The organism is Mammaliicoccus sp. J-M41, assembly GCF_022385935.1.
Taxonomy (GTDB): Bacteria; Bacillota; Bacilli; order Staphylococcales; family Staphylococcaceae; genus Mammaliicoccus; species Mammaliicoccus sciuri_A.
The window spans coordinates 25,456-44,274 of the sequence record NZ_JAJNIR010000024.1; the positions used below are offsets into that span (position 1 = coordinate 25,456).

An 18,819-nucleotide genomic window follows, 5' to 3' on the forward strand; every position below is an offset into this window, starting at 1 on the left:
CAATTTATATACAAATTGAATATAAATGATTATTTTTGTTTAGCTAGCCATTTAGCAACTTCTTTTGCTTCTTTCTCATCTACAACTTGACTCGGCATATTCCCCTTACCTTCGTTGATAATTTTTTCAATATCTGACTCAGACATTTTGGCACCGACTTTTTTAAGTGATGGTCCAGATGCACCATCTAAATCTTTACCATGACATCCTACGCAAGAATTGTTTTTAAAGATTTTTTCCCCTTGTGAACTGTATTCTTCTTTGCTGCTATCATCGCTTGATTGTCCACATCCTGCAAATACTAACGATGATAATGCTATTACAGAAATCATGCCCATTTTGATTTTCATGTATAACACTCCATTCATTTTATTATCAACTATATTTTACCATGTAAACCAGCGTCTGACATCATTTTGTTCAATAATTCACAATTTTAATTATCATAAAAGAAGCTAGGATATTTAAAATCATCCTAGCTTCTTGCTTTAAATTATTTTTCATTAATTTGACCTCTTAAATATGCATCGATAAATGGATCTAAGTCCCCATCCATAACTGCGTTTGTATTACCTGTTTCTTCATTAGTTCTATGATCTTTAACCATAGCATATGGATGAAATACGTATGAACGTATTTGACTACCCCATCCAATTTCTTTTTGTTCGCCTCTAATTTCATCTAGAGCTGCTGCTTGTTCTTCAAGTTCTTTTTGGTAGAGTTTCGCTTTTAACATTTTCATAGCTTGTTCTCTGTTTTTAATTTGTGATCTTTCATTTTGACATGTTACGACGATACCAGTTGGTTGGTGTGTAATACGAACAGCTGAATCAGTCGTGTTGACGTGCTGTCCACCTGCACCAGATGCTCTATAAGTATCGACTGTAATGTCTTCAGAATTAACTTCTATTTCTATTTTTTCATTATTAAATTCAGGTGTTACATCACAAGATACAAATGATGTATGACGTCTTCCTGATGAATCGAATGGAGAAATACGCACTAATCTGTGGACACCTTTTTCAGCTTTTAAATATCCATATGCATTATGACCTTTGATAAGAATTGTGACACTTTTAATGCCCGCTTCATCTCCAGCTTGATAATCTAACGTTTCCACTTTGAATCCTTTTTGTTCTGCAAAACGTTGATACATTCTAAGTAGCATTGAACCCCAATCTTGAGATTCTGTACCACCTGCACCTGGATGCAATTCTAATATTGCGTTATTTTCATCATGTTCACCATTAAGTAGAAGTTTCAATTCAAATTGATCGATGTCTGTTTGTAACGCTTTTAAATCTTGCTCAAGCATTTCATGCATATCTTCATCATATTCTTCTTGTAAAAGTTCAACAGTTGTAAGTAAATCTTCAATCTGTTGATTTAATGTATGAAAATCACCGACTACAGACTTTAATACATTGTTTTTGTTAATGATGTCTTGTGCTTTATTCTGATCGTCCCAGAATGATGGATCAACCATCATTTCTTCGTATTCTTGAATGTTCGTCTCTTTATTTTCTAAGTCAAAGAGACCCCCTGATATTCATTAATTTTTCATTATTTTTATTTAATGTTTGTCTAATTTCCGTTAATTCCATAAAATTACTCCTTTATGCTTGACCATGACAGTTTTTATATTTCTTACCACTACCACATGGACATGGATCGTTTCGGCCAACTTGTTCATCTTTGACGATAGGTTTTGGTTTAACTTTTTCTTTACCATCGTTCGCACTCACATGTTTAGCTTCACCTATTTCAACTTGTTCACGTTCAACTTGTTCACCACGGTCAATTGTTGATTTAAGAATGTATTTACTTACTTCATCTTCTATTTCATTCAACATTGTTTCAAATAAATCCAAACCTTCATTTTGGTACTCTCTTAGTGGATTGATTTGACCATAAGATCTTAAGTGGATACCTGTACGTAATTGATCCATTGTATCAATGTGATCAGTCCATTTACGGTCTATTGTTCTTAACACAATCATACGTTCAAATTCAGACATTTGATCACCAAAGTCTTCTTGTTGAGCTTTGTATTGTGTTTTAATTTTTTCTAATACAATTTCTACGATATCTTCATAATCTCTACCGCGAATATCGTCAACTTTAATTGCACCTTGTGGTACATATGAGTCTTCAATATATTGAACGAGTGCTTCAAAATCAATTTCTTCTTCATTTGTTGCGAAGTGATAGTTCACGCCACGCTCTAATGATGATTTAATCATATCTTTAACAATGTCTTGTACATCGTCTTTTTCAATAATATCATTACGCTCACCGTAAATGATTTCACGTTGTTTTCTTAGTACATCATCGTATTCTAATAAACGTTTACGTGCATCGAAGTTATTACCTTCAACTCGTTTTTGAGCAGATTCTACTGCTCTAGAAACCATTTTAGACTCAATTGGCGTATCATCATTCATACCTAATTTACCCATTAAAGATTGCATACGTTCTGATCCGAAACGAACCATCAATTCATCTTGTAATGATAAGTAGAATCTACTTCGACCAACGTCACCTTGACGACCTGAACGTCCTCTTAATTGGTCATCGATACGTCTTGATTCATGACGTTCTGTACCAATTACAGCTAAACCTCCAAGTTCAACAACGCCTTCTCCAAGTTTAATATCCGTACCACGACCTGCCATGTTAGTTGCAATGGTTACTGCACCTTTTTGACCTGCATTTAAAATAATTTCCGCTTCACGTTCGTGGTTTTTCGCGTTTAATACGTTATGTCTAACGCCTTTTTTCTTTAATAGTTGTGAAATATATTCACTTGTTTCAACCGCAACTGTACCTAATAAAACTGGTTGACCTTTCTTATGAAGCTCGATTACATCTTTAACAACTGCATCAAACTTACCTTTTTGAGATGCAAAAATTAAATCCGCTTCGTCTATACGTTGTATCGGTCTATTTGTTGGAATTTGCGTAACAGTCATATTATAAATATTTCTGAACTCTTCTTCTTCCGTCTTAGCTGTACCTGTCATACCTGATAATTTGTTGTACATTCTAAAGAAGTTTTGGAACGTAATAGATGCCATTGTTTTAGATTCATTTTGAATCTCTAGACCTTCTTTTGCTTCAATTGCTTGATGCAATCCGTCAGAGAATCTTCGACCTGGCATTGTACGACCTGTAAATTGGTCGACAATCATAATTTCGCCATCTTCAACAACATAATCTTTATCTTTAAACATTGTTCTATTTGCTTTTAATGCAATATTAATATGATGCATTAAGTTAACATGTTTCACGTCAAACAAGTTATCAATTTTGAACATGCGTTCAGCTTTATCAATACCTTGTTCTGTTAATGTGATGGCTTTAGTTTTTTCATCATAACTAAAATCATCTTCACCTTTAAGCATTTTTACAAATACGTTAGCTTGTGTATATAACGTTGTTGATTTTTCTGCTTCACCTGAAATGATTAGTGGTGTTCTCGCTTCATCAATTAAAATTGAGTCAACCTCATCAATGATGGCATAGTTAAGAGGTCTCATAACACGGTCTTTTTTATACGTAACCATGTTGTCTCTTAAATAATCGAATCCAAGTTCATTATTTGTACTATACGTGATATCTGCTGCATATGCTTCACGCTTTTGATCCGTATCCATTGAATTCAAATTAAGTCCAACTGATAAACCTAAGAAATTATATAATTGCGCCATTTCTTCACTTTGTGAACTTGATAAATATTCATTGACTGTAACAACATGAACGCCTCTACCTGTTAGCGCATTTAAATAAACTGGCATTGTTGCTGTTAATGTTTTACCTTCACCAGTTTTCATTTCTGAAATATCACCACGATGAATGGCAATACCACCCATTATTTGTACTTTAAATGGTGTCATATTAAATACCCTAGTAGATGCTTCTCTTACGATTGCATATGCTTCAGGTAGTATTTTATCTAAATATTTTTCTTGCTTTTTATAATCTTCTATTTCTGACAATTCTTTTTTGAATTGTTCTGTCTTCTCTCTTAATTGAGCGTCTGTTAATTTAGCAATTTCATCTTCTAAATTGATGACTTGATCTGCTAATTTTCCGAGTGATTTAACAACTCGTTTGTTACCATCAGCTATTTTTGATAAAAAACCCATTTTGTTCTCTCCTTCAACTAGAAAACTAGTAATCTTACAACAATATATCATATCACGTTTATATCTCTTTTTACACTATTTAAGATTACCACCTCTGTAGATTAAAAGCTATCAATACCCAAAGAAACTGGTGCAGAAATTCTGCACCAGTTCGTGTGAATGATTTTTATTGTATTGAAGTTTCAATTAATCCATATTTACCATCTTTACGTTTATAAACGATGCTTGTTTCATCTGTTTCTGCATCAGTAAAGATGTAAAAATCATGTCCTAGTAAGTTCATTTGTAATACTGCTTCTTCAGAATCCATTGGTTTCAAAGCAAATTGCTTAGAACGAATGATTTCAATTTCATTATCGCTATCATTCTCTTCAACTTCTTCAGGTGCAGCTGAATCTGGACTTACTGCAAAGACATCTTTATCTCGCCCTTTATCGCGATACTTTCTATTAACCTTAGTTTTGTACTTACGTACTTGTCTTTCGAGTTTGTTAGTTATTAAGTCGATTCCAGCATATAAATCTTCATGTCTTTCTTCAGCTCTTAAAGTAACATCTTTCAACGGAATAGTTACTTCAATTTTACTTCTAGAATCCTGATAAGTTTTGATTTTAACGTGGGCTATCGCCTCTGGGACATTAGTAAAATATCTTTCTAGTTTACTTACTTTGTCCTCAATATAATTTCTTATCGGATCAGTCACTGTGATGTTTTCACCATGAATTTCAAATCTGATCATAAAACACCGACTCCTTTAACGCTCAATTTCTCTTGTGTTTCTTCCTACCTATATTTTATCATTATTTACCGCTCTTGCAAATGTTAAGGCATCTATTTTTCTGATTTTTCTAATAAATAAAAGTTCCGCTAAGCGATGCATGGTTAACCCTGTTGTATAAATATCATCTACGAGTAATATTCTCTTATTTTCAAAGTCTATGTCCTTATTTATTTTAAATGGATTATGTTGAGATGACCTTTCTAATTTAGTTAATTCTGATTGCTTTTGCCTTTCTTCAGTTTCATAAATCTGTATATATTTAATTTTTTGATTATCCAATACCGTTGTTACATGATCGAATGTTCGCTGCTCTAACTTATTAGGATGAATAGGTGCCGGAATAACATAATCATAATGTTTAAATAATTTCGGTGGTAATTGAAATACTTGATTGAGTGCAACATCCCCATTTAACTTATATTGTTGTATGAGCGCTTTGACAAGACCATCATAGTCATACAAGGTATATAGTTGATTAATTAATGGATATTTATTTGAAAGCCACTGACAATCTAAGCAATCCTCCTCTTCTTCAGACATTATTTTTAAGCATTTTTCGCATCGTCTTGCTTCATGATTAAATGTTAATTGATTGGCACATTGCTCACATGTTGTAGATTGCCTTGAAAAAAGATTTAACAAATCGATCACTTCATTGATATGATTTTGACAAATTATGCACTTATTCAAATTAACCATCCTTTCTCTCGTGCTAAATCATTCATTTCAATAATTTCACGCTTCGCCTGTATCATATTTCGTGTGATACCTTCGTGATAACACAACACCTTGCCACTCGGACAAGATAATTTTCGACCAACACGACCTGCAATTTGAATGATGGCACTACTTGTAAACTTTTCTGTGTGCACGATGACGACATCTAGTTTTTCTAACGTAACGCCTCTTTCTAATATTGTCGTCGTAAACATAATGTCTATTTCATCATTTCTTAAACGCGTAACCTTTTCATGCCTCATCTCATCATGACTGGATACATATTCAATTTTTGAAAAGTAGCATTGAAATACTTTAAATATTTGTTCCATATAATGAATATTATGAAAGAAGACAAATGTCTTTCTATTTTGTTCTATTTGGGATTTAAGAAACGCAAGTAACTTCTGATTGAGTTTATTTTCTTTAATGTTATTAAATTGAAATTCCGGAATCGGTAATGGATGTTTGTGATATCTTGCGGGGAGTTTAATTATTTGATTGTGATTAAATATAGAAAGAAGTTGCTTGTTAGGTGTAGCAGTTAAATAAATATGACTAGATTGTTCTAAAGAAGCTTTTCGAATGGTATGCATCAGTTGATTATCCATTTCTAACGGAAATGCATCTACCTCATCAACGATGACCACATTAAAATGTCCGTCATAGCGTATAAGTTGATGGACAGTCGATACGACAAACGAACTGTTAAACTGAGCGAATTGTCCTTCATACATTAAATCAATGTGCTCATCTTTAAATGCGTTTATCAGCCTTAAATAAACTTCTTTCACGACATCTACTCATGGTGATACAACTGCAACATTCATACCGTTTTTTCGAGCTTGCGATATACCTTCAAATATCATTTCTGTCTTACCTGCACCTGTCACAGCATGGAGTAATAACTGATCTTGCTTTAAAATAGCGTCTTTAATTTTAGAGGATGCGAGTTGTTGCTGTTCACTTAATTCAAAATCCAATTGATAACGACATTCTGATTTTTCTTGCAAACTCTCAATGAAATAAATGTCTTTACAACTTTGAACTTTACCAAGTGCAATACAATATCTGCAATAGGTTGTAATTTGCTTGCAATGGTGGCAAAAATATTGATAAAACAATGTTTGATCTTTGTTTCCACACTGATTACAAATATATTTACCTTGAACTAAAGACACGCCAGGTTTAGTATATTTAACTTTTTCAGTCGTTATATCATTTAAATCTCGGCATATACGTCCGTATAATTTCATACTAACCTCCATAAAAAAAGCACAAAAAGCCTGGGCTTTTTGTGATGTAGTTATATTATATACTTAAATCTAATTCGGTCGTTGTGAATCCTAAACCTAATGAACCTTCTCCTAAATGCGTCCCAATTACTGGTCCAAAATAACTCATTATAATTTGTGCATCAGGGAATTGTTCTTCAACTTGCGCTTTCCAAGAAAGTGCTGTCTCTTTATCATTTCCTTCAATAATAACAATAGATAAGTTTTTATAACCTTCAACTTCTTTAGCTAATTGTTCTTCAATACGTTTCATTGCTCTTTTCTTTGTTCTCACTCTATCGTAAGGGACAATTTTTGTATCAACGAAGTGTAACAATGGTTTCACTTGTAACATCGTGCCAACTAATGCTTGTGCACTATTTAAGCGGCCACCTTTTTTCAAGTTATTTAAATCATCTACTATAAAATATGCATTAGTTGTTTGTTTCATAGTCTCTAATTGTTCTAGAATATTATCAATAACTGTCATACCTTGTTCGATAAGTTGAGCTGCTTTTAAAGCATAGAAACCTTGTACTGAACAAGAGATTTCAGAATCAAATGCATGTACGTTTATACCTTCTACCATATCGTTTAACGTCACAGCTGTTTGATATGTACCACTTATGCCACTTGATAAGTGAACTGCAATCACATCTGTATATCCTTCGTCTCTCAAACTCTCAAGTAATTCCACATATTGACCCATAGCTGGTTGAGATGTTGTCGGTAATTGTTTTTCATTTCTCATTCTTTTATAGAAATCTTCTGTACTTATCTCTGACAATTCTTTATAAACTTCATCATTAAATATAACATTAAGCGCCATTGTTCTAATATTATATTTATCTATATATGCTTGATCTAAATATGCTGTTGAATCTGTTATAACAGCAATCTTCATAAAATTATCCTCCTTGATTCTCTTCCATACTCATCATATCTAATTCTTGGTTATTTGAAAAGAAGTTTATGAACTAAATTGCTGCCTGTGCCATTTTAGAAAATTTATATGTGCCGTCCTTTTTAACAAGCGTCACAACTTCGTTAAATGTTTTTTTCTCATCTTTACTTCCATTCTTAGGATGAGCTGTTGTTTCCACATTATAGAATACAACCACTTGATCTTTTTTCTGTTCTAAAAACTTAATATTGGATATTTTTTTATCGAATTTATAACTTTTAAGTGTATCTTTCAACACTTTTTCTTCCTCTTTAACGTCTAGTTGTTTTGAATCTGTGTCGATTGTTTTAATGTAAGCTTCTACATCACCATCATTTAAAGATTTTCTATTTTTTTCAATAGCTTCTTTGACTGCTTTTTCAGTATCTTTATTTACTTGAATCGCATCTTTCGGATTTCCTTTGTCATCTAATAGGACACCTTGACTATCATCCGCTTCGTCAGTCGTTTGTTTCTCCTCTTCTTTGGATCCACAAGCTGCTAACACGATAGACAACACTAAGCACAACATCAATAATTTATTCTTCAATTCATACAATCCTTTCCCGACTAATTTCAATAGTATATAATAATCGTAACAGATTACGATGTAAAGGGAGAAGTATTAACATGGCAGAAGGACTAATTACAATCAAATCAGCACATGAAACTGAAATTGTCATTAATAAATCGAGATTTATCGCGAGCATTCATCCTGCAGAAACTGAAGAAGAAGCGAAAGCATTCATACAACAAAAGAAAAAAGAACATCATGATGCAACACATAATTGTTCTAGCTATGTTATCGGTCCTACAATGCTTATCCAAAAAGCAAATGATGATGGTGAACCATCAGGAACAGCAGGCGTGCCTATGTTAGAAGTATTAAAAAAACAACAACTCCATAATGTTGTTGTTGTCGTTACAAGATATTTTGGTGGTATTAAATTAGGCGCAGGTGGATTAATACGTGCATATGGAAGTGCAGTCAGCCAAGTTATTAAAGAAGTCGGCAGAATTATTTTATTAGATGCAATACCATTCGAAGTAACATTAGACTATGATCAAACAGGACGCTTCGAGCATGAGTTACAACAAACTGATTATCAACTTGTAGATACTGCATATACAGACAAAGTAACATACACCATACATGTAATAGCATCAGAAGAAGAACCATTTATTGATTTCCTAAACGAAGTCAACCAAGGTAAGTACGAATTAAACAGACAAGATATCATCGCACTACCATTTCCATATAATAAAGAAGAAGAACGCTAATCGACATTAGCGTTCTTTTTTATACTTTGTTCTTGTTAATAAGTTTAATATTGGTCTGTAATTTGCATTTACGAGTCCTGTAAATTCTACTATTAATTCTATTGTTATTAATATCATTATAAACATCATTAATACGCCGTATGGTGGTGATAAATAAAGGATGACACTTGATATGCTGAATAAGATGGCAATCATATAAATTAATATGACGGTTTGCCTATGTGTATAGCCTAAATCTAATAATCTATGGTGTAAATGCGATTTATCTGCCTGAACGATAGATTGACGATTATGTAGTCTACGTATTACTGCAAATAACATATCGATAAATGGTACTGCTAGTATAACCATTGGGAAGAATAGCGATATTAATGTAATGTTCTTAAAACCTAATAGTGATAACACACCGATTATATAACCTAATAGTAATGCCCCACTGTCACCTAAGAAAATTTTAGCAGGATGTGAGTTAAATACTAAGAATCCTAATAATGATCCTATTAACACACTACATATCATCATAATAAAGATGTTCTGCTGTAATATTGCGATAAATCCTATTGTTACTAAAGCGATACATGATATGCCTGAAGCTAAGCCATCTAAACCGTCTATTAAGTTGATTGCATTCATTACTGCAACAACCCAGAAGATTGTCATTGGAATACTAAAGATTCCAAATTCAATTACTACACCAAATGGTAATGTAATAAAATCTAATGTGACGTGGTTAAAAACGACGATTAAAGATACAGCAATTTGACCTGCTAATTTAACAAGTGGTTTCATATCATACAAATCATCTACTAATCCTATAATATAGATAACAATCGCACCTAATATAATAGGAATTGTTTCATGTTCTACTGGTTTCCCCCACCATAAACCGATGAGAAAAGATATTAAAATGACTGAGCCACCTAATACTGATACGGGTTTAGTATGAACTTTTCTAACATTTGGCATATCAACAGCACCAATTTTAATAGAAAGAACGATAACTAAAGGTGTTAGTATTAAACTTACAATCATAGTTAGTAATATTAGTTGTAAAGTAAACATTGAGTCACCTTCATTTTGTAGTTGCACCGAATTTGATTAAAACATTACTTCTAGAATATCAAAATTTCATTCTACATGCTATAAAAACAATAGTATACCACATTTTTGAAATCAAATATTTTTACGTATAAACTAACTTTATAAGCAAACATGTGAAAAAAGAAACTTTTTTAACAAAATAACCTGTTATATCGTGACAAAAGCAATCTAATAGATTACAATATCATATGGCTTACTAAATGAAGGATGGTGTTAAATGATACAAGCAATTATATTCAATATATCTGTAACTATTGCAGCATTTTATCTATACCATCGAATACAATATAGCGAAACGAGAACTGTGACTTTTTCACAAAATTATATCACCATCTTAATGACTGGTGTTTCAATATTATTAATATCTAATCCTATACAGTATCATGACTATGCATTCTCTTTAAGTTTTATACCTATTCTCTTCTTAGGAAGATTTACTAATTTATTTTTTTCTGTTTTAAGTGCCGTAGTTATTGTACTATTTGACATATTTGTAATGGGTACACCTTTTTTAGAAGATATCCATTTACTGATTATTGCAATTGTTGTTGGGATGATAGGTCCTTTTCTTAAACAAAGTGATTTCGTGAGTATTCAATTATTGTATTTAATCAGCATTATGATTATTGCGATAACACTTATCTTTTTAAATCCTGATGCATGGCTCAATGAATGGTTGTTCCTTGTGCCAGTTTCCTTTATCCTAAGTATTATTAGTGCAAGTGTTTATAGAGACATTTGGATCTTGAAAAATTTAATTTCAAGATATGAAAATGAAGAATCCGTTGATTACTTAACAGGTTTAGGAAATGTTAAAGAGTTCGATCGCTATTTAAATAAGACGACTGAACAAATAACTGAACAAGACCAATCTATGGCATTATTATTGATTGATATTGATGGATTTAAAGACGTGAACGATGCATATTCTCATAAGGCTGGAGACGCGGTCTTAAAACAAATGTCGCAATTGTTAATCAACTATTTACCTAAAGATGTTAAAGCTTTTCGTAACGGCGGAGAAGAATTTTCAATTATTCTTGTTGGCGAAACATTAGATAGTGCTATTAAATTAGCGGAAAGCATTAGAGATAGCGTTCAACAATCTACTTTCCACTTACCTAACAAAGAAACAATTAAACTATCTGTTTCAATTGGTGTAGGCTATTTAAGTGAGCAAGATAACAAATCGAAACGTCGCGTATTTAAAGATGCGGATGATATGTTACATGAAGCCAAATTACAAGGTCAAAACAAAGTAATGTTCAATCCAATTATTAAGTTATAAACTGAACATAGAATTGCCTCTAGCAATTCTATGTTTTTTGTTGAATTGTTTTTAATTTGATTATTTACATAAAATTCAATACGAAACTGGAGGTTACTATGGAAGAGATACAAGACTTCACGATTATAGATGAAAATAAAATCATTGATGTTGTCATGACTGCCGGTCGCATACTTTTAGAAAGTGGCGCAGAAACATATCGAGTTGAAGATACAATGGCAAGAATCGCTACAAGTTATGGTTTAGAAAATACACATAGCTTTGTAACATCTACCGCGATTATATTCTCGCTTAATGACAGAACAAACACACGTCTGATTAGAATAGATGAACGTACGACCGATTTAGAGAAAATTTCTTTAACGAATCAAATATCACGTAAGATAGCTAACAATGAACTCACGATTGATGAAGCTAAATCAGAGCTGATCCATTTACATCATGCTTCATTACAATTTCCATTTTGGTTAAAAGTATTAGCTGCAGCGATAGCATCAGCCTGTTTCTTACCTATGTTTGGTGGTAAACAAGCTGAAGTCATCCCTTCATTGATTGCAGGTGGTGTTGGATATTTAACGATGTCCCTCGTCCATAATACGATAAGAATTAAATTCTTCACAGAATTTATTAGTTCATTAATTATTGCTACAATCGCAACCATTAGTGTGAATTTCTTTATTGGCGTGAATTTAAGCTTAATTACAATCGCGTCTGTTATGCCACTTGTACCAGGTGTCTTGATTACAAATGCAATCAGAGACTTAATGGCAGGACAGTTGCTTGCAGGTATATCTAAAGGTGTAGAAGCGGCACTTACGGCATTTGCTATTGGTGCTGGTGTTGCAATCGTATTACTACTTAGTTAAGGAGGTGCTTTAAATGCTAGATTATATATATCAAATTTTGTTAAGTTTTACCGCAACGTTATTTTTCTCTGTCATTTTTAATGCACCTAAGAGACTATTAATAGCATGTGGTATTGTTGGTGCGATGGGCTGGATGATTTATACCATTTCGTTAGACTTTGGCATCGATAAAGTACAAGCATCATTCTATGGTAGCTTTGCCTTAGCGTTAATGAGTCATATTATGAGTCGCTATTACAAGCGTCCAATGATTATCTTTATAGTTGCCGGTATTATCCCTCTCGTTCCAGGAGGCTTAGCGTATGATGCAACTAAAAACTTAGTAATCAACAATTATGATGTTGCCATTAATACAACACTACAAGCGACGCTTATTTCTGGTGCGATCGCGTTTGGTATTTTATGCTCTGAAATCATTTTTCAAATCTATGTCAGAGCAAAACATTCTTTTGCTTCTAAGAAACAAAAAAGCGTATAATAAATAACGTAAATAGATGTAAAGGGAGCGAGCAATTTGAAACAACGTCTAATTGATCGATTAACAAGATATGTAAAAGTAGATACACAAGCTGATGCAGCAAGTGAAAGTACACCATCTACTGAAAAGCAATGGGATTTAATCCGTATGCTCGAAGAAGAAATTAAAGCATTAAATCTTGAAGTTGACGTAGACGATAAAGGGTATTTAATGGCCACTTTACCGTCAAATACAGAAAAGGATGTACCTACTATAGGGTTATTGGCACATATTGATACGTCTCCAGATTACCATGCATCAAATGTTAATCCTGTTATTGTAGAGCAATATAACGGAGAAGATATTACACTCGGTAATACTGATAAAGTATTAAGCGCGAAGACTTTCCCACAACTTGAAAAAGTGATTGGTCATACATTAATGACAACAGACGGTACAACTTTACTAGGCGCTGATGATAAAGCTGGTGTCGTTGAGATTATGGAAGCGATCATTTACTTATTAGAACATCCTGAAATCAAACACGGCAAGATTAGATTCAGCTTTACACCAGATGAAGAAATTGGTAGAGGTCCACATCATTTTGATGTTGAACGATTTAACGCTGATTTTGCTTATACTTTAGATGGTAGTTTAGAAGGCGAATTACAATACGAAAGCTTTAATGCCGCTTCTGCAGTCGTTGAAGTTAACGGTGTAAACGTACATCCAGGTTCTGCTAAAGATGTAATGGTTAATGCTAATACTTTAGCAATGGCATTTAATGACCAATTGCCTAGTGATGAAGTACCTGAACATACTGAAGGCTATGAGGGCTTCTATCACTTATCTGACATGTCAGGTACTGTTGAGAAAGCAACGCTACAATATATTATTCGCGATCATGATAAAGCACAGTTCGAACGTAGAAAAAATCATTTATTAGATATCGCAAAAGTATTAAATCATAAATATGATCAAGAATTGATTACTGTAACAATCAAAGATCAGTATTACAATATGGGTGAAAAAATCAAACCACAACCTGAACTTGTAAACATACCTGAGAAAGTTATTAAATCATTAGGTATGACACCTATTATTGAACCTATTAGAGGTGGTACAGACGGTTCACAACTCTCATTCATGGGATTACCAACACCTAATTTATTTACAGGTGGCGCAAACTTCCACGGACCATTTGAGTATGCTTCTATTGATGTTATGGAAAAAGCAGTCCATACGATAGTCGGTATCGTATCAGAATTTGAGCAACAGTCTTAAAACAATATATAAGAGCCTGAGACAATTACAGTGTCTCAGGCTCTTATTTTTATATATTAGCTTTTAATAATCTTAGCGATTGTGTTGTTAAATGTCTTAAAGCTATACCTAATTCTAAATCACTCATTGAATATTGATCTTTATTAAATACTTTATACATTGCTGTTACATCTTGTTCTAAGTATTGATCAAACTTTTCATCTGTTGCGCATATCGCAATATTGACTTTTTGATATTTGTTACAAAGTTCAGCAATTCTAACAGATGTCGTTTCTAACAATTGTTGATTAGGTTTCAATCCTTCACCGAATACGATTAAGTCAGCTTGTTCAATCAACTTATCTAAATAAGTAAGCTCATTTACGACATCTCCACCTGTAACAAGTTGCGCGTCCCATAGACTATTAAACAAGGCAGCTAAGCCACTTCCTGCACCACCGCGTTCTTCTTTACCTAATAAGATTTTATGTTGGTTCTTAAATAATTCACTTATATACCATAAAGCATTATCAATTGAGACAGCATCTTCAATAGCAATTTGATTGATTGCTTGCTCTTTCATGATGCGACTATTCTTACCATAATACTTCGATTCAAAGTCTGTTATGACTTTGATATTTTTATCTTTTAACCTTTTATCTAAATCATATAAATCAATTGTTCTTATATATTTAATCCATTTAGCACCTTTGCTAACATCTATAAAACTACCTTCAGCATCAAAGAATTTAGCACCTAATGCTTGTAACATACCAAGTCCACCATCGTAACTTGCGACATCACCGACTGAAATTAGCATCTCTTTGCTGTCTTCATTCAGCGCTTCTAAAATCACTTCTCCTAGTCCAAATGATGAAGTTTCAAGTGGTTTAATAATATCCTCACTTGAAGTTAAGACTTTACCCGCTTCTATAACGATAATATCTTTCTCTGTTACAACATATGAAGACGACTTTGGTCTCATATAAGCGTCATGATGATCCACTGAATATTTAGTGCCAGATTGCCATAATAATACTGAATCTATAACTTCTCTTTGACCATTAAATAATGGGACTTGTACTATATCTGCTTCATTAAATTGAGACTTTATTGCTTCTTCGACAAATCGATTTGCATGGTAACTAGATAAAATACTATCAAACTCATCCATCGCAACTAATACTCTCATAATTTTCACCTCATGCTTTTTATCTTAATTCATTATACTGTTTTTTACTTCAATTAACAAAAAAACAAACAGTCCAATCAGACTGTTTGCATATGTTTCACTTACTCTTCTGCTTTCGATAAACTTGCGACTGTGATATTTTCATGATCTGCATCCCATTCAGCATTACCATTAACAAAGTAAAATGCTTGTGGGGATTCATGTTTGATTCCAGTTTTATCAGCTATATAATCAGACAATTCTCTTTCTTCTTGAACAATTAAGTAATAACCATCCATATCTCTTTCATATAAGAATTTGTTAAATTGATCATATGCACTTGCTGAAATAGGACAAGTACTGCTATGTTTCATAACAAATACGTTTGGATTATCATTGAGTACTTTTTCAAATTGATCGATGGAAGTTAATTTCACGACCATTTTAATTCACCTCTATCATAATTTAACCAATACAATTGAACACTATATCATTTATCCATTTATATGGCAAATTCTATTTTTAATAATTATCTTTATTATCTTTACCCGTAATCTATAATATTAACCACAAGACAATTTTGGTATACTTGTTAATATATATTAAGGAGGTGCGAAATTTGTCCAAAAATACTTCACCCGTACTTATTAAAAGATGGGGTATGATTGATACGATCAATGCATGTTTACTTATTATTTCTGTCTTATTTTTATTTGATTTTAAAAACCAACCTGCATTATCGTATATTCTTGTAATAGCATTTTCTATATGGTTCATTTCACTTATAGGTAAAAATATATATTTATCAAAGCGCAACAAAGACAAACCTAAAGATCCAATTGATAAGCAATAAAATAAAACACACCGATTACATAAAACAATGTTTTTGGTGTGTTTTACTTATCTAATCTTTCTATCGCTTTGTTGTACTTTTCATCTTTACCTAAGTAACTAAATTGAGAACTTACGCCATTTTGTACTTGAACTTTTTGAAGTTTATCTTCAATAAGAATGCCTTTTTTACGTTCTTTATAGTAATTAATTAAAGTATAGTACACTTCAATTTGAGCTTGTCTCATTTGATTAACACGTTTAGATGAAATATTCGTTTGATTTAGCGATTTAATGTTTTTAGAAAATAGCGGGATAATATCTTTCTCAATATAGTCCGCTCTATCTTGCACATTTTGAGTATCATTTAAATATTTAGCTTTCGTACTTAATTCTTCACTATTCTTATCAATAACAGAAACAAGTGCATCATAATCTTCTTTATCTTCAGGATTATTTTTAGCTAATTTAGCATTTTTCTCTGCATCTGATTTATTCTGTTCAAATACATCTGTATAATCTAATATTTTCTCATTAGATTGGATGGATTGTTTAAATAATGAAATATACTCATTTAATTCTTCTAACGTTTTTTCTTTCTTTGCTATATTACTCATGTAAATATTATGAGCATCTTGAACCTCATTTGTGCTTACATTTATATTATGAGCTTGTTTACTAAGATCTTTAACTTCAGGTATAATTTGCTTTTCGAGTTTATCTTGAAGTTCATTCAATTCTTTACGTTTTTCAACTGTTACTTCCGTACCAATAAGTTGATCTAACTGATTTAATCTTAATTTATCTATATCTTTCAGAATTGAATTCTCTTTTTTATAAATAGGTTTCATTTCCCTTTTATACTTTTGAAGATCTGAATGTAATTCGTTACCACAAGCTGCAATAATTAAAACAAGAACAAATATCATTAAATAAAATAATTTAATTTTCATCATTGCACCCCTGTTTCACTTGTATTATACATAATTTCATGGATAATGAAAATGTTATATAGTATATTCATGCATGGATTTTAGAAAGGAGCTATTATGCTTAAACTTCCACAACCCTTTATTCAACTACAATCATCAGATGATTTTAAACTAAATTTTGAAAGTATTCAACAATTATTAATACATTTACTTGATACGCCAGTGATAGATGTATTCCATATCGGTGGTACGAAACAAACACAATATGTTACAGAACCTATCGTAGATGTACTTGTTACAGTTAAGTCTCTTCACGATATTACAAGCCTTGACGAAAAAAGACTCAATTATCACCGCATATATCGATTACATAATGGTTACAATAAAAAAGTCATGATGGCTCAATTCCAAGACATGATAAGCTTGAAGCAAACAGCACGTTTACATATTGTTGAACAAAACAATCAAATGTTATATGATTATTTAACTGTAGAGTCACTTTTAACAAATAATACAGATGTCATACAAACATTTGAATCATTTAAGAAAGCTGCTTTACTTGAAGCAAATAGTATAAAAGATTACGAAGCTCAAAAACAAAAATGGTTTCAACAACTTGTTCAAAAACATAAAAAATAACCCATTCGCTTAAGATGATAAATCTTGATATAATAATGTGAGAGCATAATACAGAAAGGACGTCGTGCGTTGGAGAATCATACAATTTTGGAGGAGCTTTCTAAATTTCTCCCAAAATCCCTTATAAAAGTAAATGAGCCACTTAAAAAATATACTTTCACAAAAACTGGTGGCAATGCAGATTTCTACTTATCACCTACTTCTTATACAGAAGTACAAAAGATAATAGAATTTGCTTATAACAATCAAATTCCACTTACATTTTTGGGGAATGGTTCTAATATTATCATCCGTGATGGTGGTATAAGAGGAATTGTTATAAGCTTATTACAATTCGATCAAATAACGGTGAAAAATCAATCTATTACATGTGGAAGCGGTGCAGCAATTATTGATGTTTCAAGACGTGCTAGAGATCACCATTTAACTGGTTTAGAATTTGCCTGTGGTATACCTGGATCTGTCGGTGGCGCAGTATATATGAACGCTGGTGCATATGGCGGTGAAGTCAAAGATTGTATCGACCATATTAAAGCAGTCGATGATACTGGTCAGTTGCATATCATTAAAGGTGAAGACTTAGAATTGGACTATCGTACAAGTATTGTTCAACGTAAACACCTAGTCGTACTAGAAGCAACTTTTAAATTGCAAGATGGTGACATTCATTCCATTCAAGCGACTATGGATGATCTAACACAACGTCGTGAAGATAAACAGCCTTTAGAATACCCTTCATGCGGAAGCGTGTTCCAAAGACCACCAAACCACTTTGCTGGTAAACTTATTCAAGACGCTGAATTACAAGGCCATAGAATAGGTGGTGTAGAAGTTTCTACCAAACATGCTGGATTTATCGTTAATGTTGATAACGGAACTGCTACAGACTATGAGAACATCATTAAACACGTTCAAAAAGTCGTTAAAGAAAAATTTGGTGTAGAACTTAAAAGAGAAGTTCGAATCATCGGAGAACCTTTAGAATAAATAAAAAAGCATGGGACATCGGGCACTGCACCCTTACTAAGGGAGCTCGATAAAAACACTATTTTCTAGGCTGCTAATTCCCTATATTCTATAGGGGATAAGTAGCCTAGTTTTTGTTGAATTCTAACTTTATTATAGTT

21 protein-coding genes are annotated in these 18,819 nt (G+C 32.5%); 8 read left to right on the forward strand and 13 right to left on the reverse strand.

The window, feature by feature from the left end:
- Positions 1–29: 29 nt before the first annotated feature.
- The 9 genes from cccB to LQ686_RS09610 all read right to left on the reverse strand — a co-directional run bounded on the left by cccB (position 30) and on the right by LQ686_RS09610 (position 8,413).
- Positions 30–350: a cytochrome c551 gene (gene cccB, locus LQ686_RS09570; protein ID WP_025904526.1), complete on the reverse strand. Its 321-nt coding sequence runs from the start codon at positions 348–350 to the stop codon at positions 30–32.
- 143 nt (positions 351–493) lie between these two features.
- Positions 494–1,604, reverse strand: a protein-coding gene (prfB, locus tag LQ686_RS09575) for a peptide chain release factor 2 (protein ID WP_239733293.1) whose coding sequence is annotated in 2 segments (ribosomal slippage) — positions 494–1,531 and positions 1,533–1,604 — 1,110 coding nt in all. Because the reading frame shifts where the segments join, the coding sequence is not laid out codon by codon here.
- A gap of 12 nt (positions 1,605–1,616) precedes the next feature.
- Positions 1,617–4,148, reverse strand: coding sequence for a preprotein translocase subunit SecA (gene secA, locus LQ686_RS09580; RefSeq protein WP_239733294.1), 2,532 nt, complete (start codon positions 4,146–4,148; stop codon positions 1,617–1,619).
- 166 nt (positions 4,149–4,314) lie between these two features.
- Positions 4,315–4,887, reverse strand: coding sequence for a ribosome hibernation-promoting factor, HPF/YfiA family (gene hpf / locus LQ686_RS09585; protein WP_037588746.1), 573 nt, complete (start codon positions 4,885–4,887; stop codon positions 4,315–4,317).
- A gap of 48 nt (positions 4,888–4,935) precedes the next feature.
- On the reverse strand, positions 4,936–5,619 hold the full coding sequence (locus LQ686_RS09590) for a ComF family protein (protein ID WP_107565261.1): 684 nt from the start codon (positions 5,617–5,619) through the stop codon (positions 4,936–4,938).
- Positions 5,616–6,440 (reverse strand): helicase-related protein, encoded by an 825-nt coding sequence (locus LQ686_RS09595; protein ID WP_107572605.1) that lies wholly within the window; start codon positions 6,438–6,440, stop codon positions 5,616–5,618. The genes LQ686_RS09590 and LQ686_RS09595 overlap by 4 nt, the downstream gene beginning before the upstream one ends.
- A 9-nt stretch (positions 6,441–6,449) precedes the next feature.
- Positions 6,450–6,902, reverse strand: coding sequence for a DEAD/DEAH box helicase family protein (locus tag LQ686_RS09600; RefSeq protein ID WP_239733296.1), 453 nt, complete (start codon positions 6,900–6,902; stop codon positions 6,450–6,452).
- Positions 6,903–6,957: 55 nt separating this feature from the next.
- Entirely contained in the window at positions 6,958–7,824 is an 867-nt protein-coding gene (fakB1, locus tag LQ686_RS09605; protein WP_107565262.1) for a fatty acid kinase binding subunit FakB1, read from the reverse strand.
- A 73-nt stretch (positions 7,825–7,897) separates the two neighbouring features.
- Positions 7,898–8,413 (reverse strand): hypothetical protein, encoded by a 516-nt coding sequence (locus tag LQ686_RS09610; protein ID WP_107565263.1) that lies wholly within the window; start codon positions 8,411–8,413, stop codon positions 7,898–7,900.
- An 80-nt stretch (positions 8,414–8,493) separates the two neighbouring features.
- On the opposite strand from LQ686_RS09610, the gene LQ686_RS09615 reads away from it, so the two are divergent.
- Positions 8,494–9,144, forward strand: coding sequence for a YigZ family protein (locus tag LQ686_RS09615; protein WP_025904518.1), 651 nt, complete (start codon positions 8,494–8,496; stop codon positions 9,142–9,144).
- Between the two features lie 6 nt (positions 9,145–9,150).
- Here the strand turns inward: LQ686_RS09615 and LQ686_RS09620 are convergent, their stop codons facing one another.
- Positions 9,151–10,206: a glycosyltransferase family 4 protein gene (locus tag LQ686_RS09620; protein ID WP_025905431.1), complete on the reverse strand. Its 1,056-nt coding sequence runs from the start codon at positions 10,204–10,206 to the stop codon at positions 9,151–9,153.
- 256 nt (positions 10,207–10,462) lie between these two features.
- Here LQ686_RS09620 and gdpS point away from each other — a divergent pair, with 256 nt between their 5' ends.
- From gdpS to pepT, 4 genes are all read left to right on the forward strand, one after another.
- Positions 10,463–11,533, forward strand: coding sequence for a GGDEF domain-containing protein GdpS (gene gdpS, locus LQ686_RS09625; RefSeq protein WP_239733298.1), 1,071 nt, complete (start codon positions 10,463–10,465; stop codon positions 11,531–11,533).
- A gap of 98 nt (positions 11,534–11,631) precedes the next feature.
- Positions 11,632–12,399: a threonine/serine exporter family protein gene (locus LQ686_RS09630; RefSeq protein WP_107565265.1), complete on the forward strand. Its 768-nt coding sequence runs from the start codon at positions 11,632–11,634 to the stop codon at positions 12,397–12,399.
- 13 nt (positions 12,400–12,412) lie between these two features.
- Complete coding sequence (locus tag LQ686_RS09635; protein ID WP_025905428.1) at positions 12,413–12,877, forward strand: threonine/serine exporter family protein; 465 nt, start codon at positions 12,413–12,415, stop codon at positions 12,875–12,877.
- Between the two features lie 36 nt (positions 12,878–12,913).
- The gene (pepT, locus tag LQ686_RS09640; protein WP_025905427.1) at positions 12,914–14,140 is read left to right on the forward strand and encodes a peptidase T; all 1,227 of its coding nucleotides are present in this window, start codon (positions 12,914–12,916) and stop codon (positions 14,138–14,140) included.
- Between the two features lie 49 nt (positions 14,141–14,189).
- Here pepT and LQ686_RS09645 read toward each other — a convergent pair whose 3' ends face one another.
- Together LQ686_RS09645 and ytxJ are read right to left on the reverse strand one after the other, a co-directional pair.
- Entirely contained in the window at positions 14,190–15,311 is a 1,122-nt protein-coding gene (locus tag LQ686_RS09645) for a glycerate kinase (protein ID WP_107572603.1), read from the reverse strand.
- Between the two features lie 101 nt (positions 15,312–15,412).
- On the reverse strand, positions 15,413–15,733 hold the full coding sequence (gene ytxJ / locus LQ686_RS09650; RefSeq protein ID WP_025905425.1) for a bacillithiol system redox-active protein YtxJ: 321 nt from the start codon (positions 15,731–15,733) through the stop codon (positions 15,413–15,415).
- A gap of 176 nt (positions 15,734–15,909) precedes the next feature.
- Between ytxJ and LQ686_RS09655 the strand changes: the two genes are divergently transcribed.
- Complete coding sequence (locus LQ686_RS09655) at positions 15,910–16,143, forward strand: hypothetical protein (protein ID WP_025905424.1); 234 nt, start codon at positions 15,910–15,912, stop codon at positions 16,141–16,143.
- Between the two features lie 43 nt (positions 16,144–16,186).
- On the opposite strand, the gene LQ686_RS09660 is transcribed toward LQ686_RS09655, so the two are convergent.
- Positions 16,187–17,074, reverse strand: a complete 888-nt coding sequence (locus LQ686_RS09660) for an EMYY motif lipoprotein (RefSeq protein ID WP_103361492.1) — start codon at positions 17,072–17,074, stop codon at positions 16,187–16,189.
- A 96-nt stretch (positions 17,075–17,170) separates the two neighbouring features.
- On the opposite strand from LQ686_RS09660, the gene LQ686_RS09665 reads away from it, so the two are divergent.
- On the forward strand, positions 17,171–17,692 hold the full coding sequence (locus LQ686_RS09665; RefSeq protein ID WP_107596544.1) for a GrpB family protein: 522 nt from the start codon (positions 17,171–17,173) through the stop codon (positions 17,690–17,692).
- A 69-nt stretch (positions 17,693–17,761) separates the two neighbouring features.
- Positions 17,762–18,679, forward strand: coding sequence for a UDP-N-acetylmuramate dehydrogenase (gene murB, locus LQ686_RS09670; protein WP_025905421.1), 918 nt, complete (start codon positions 17,762–17,764; stop codon positions 18,677–18,679).
- Positions 18,680–18,819: the final 140 nt, after the last annotated feature.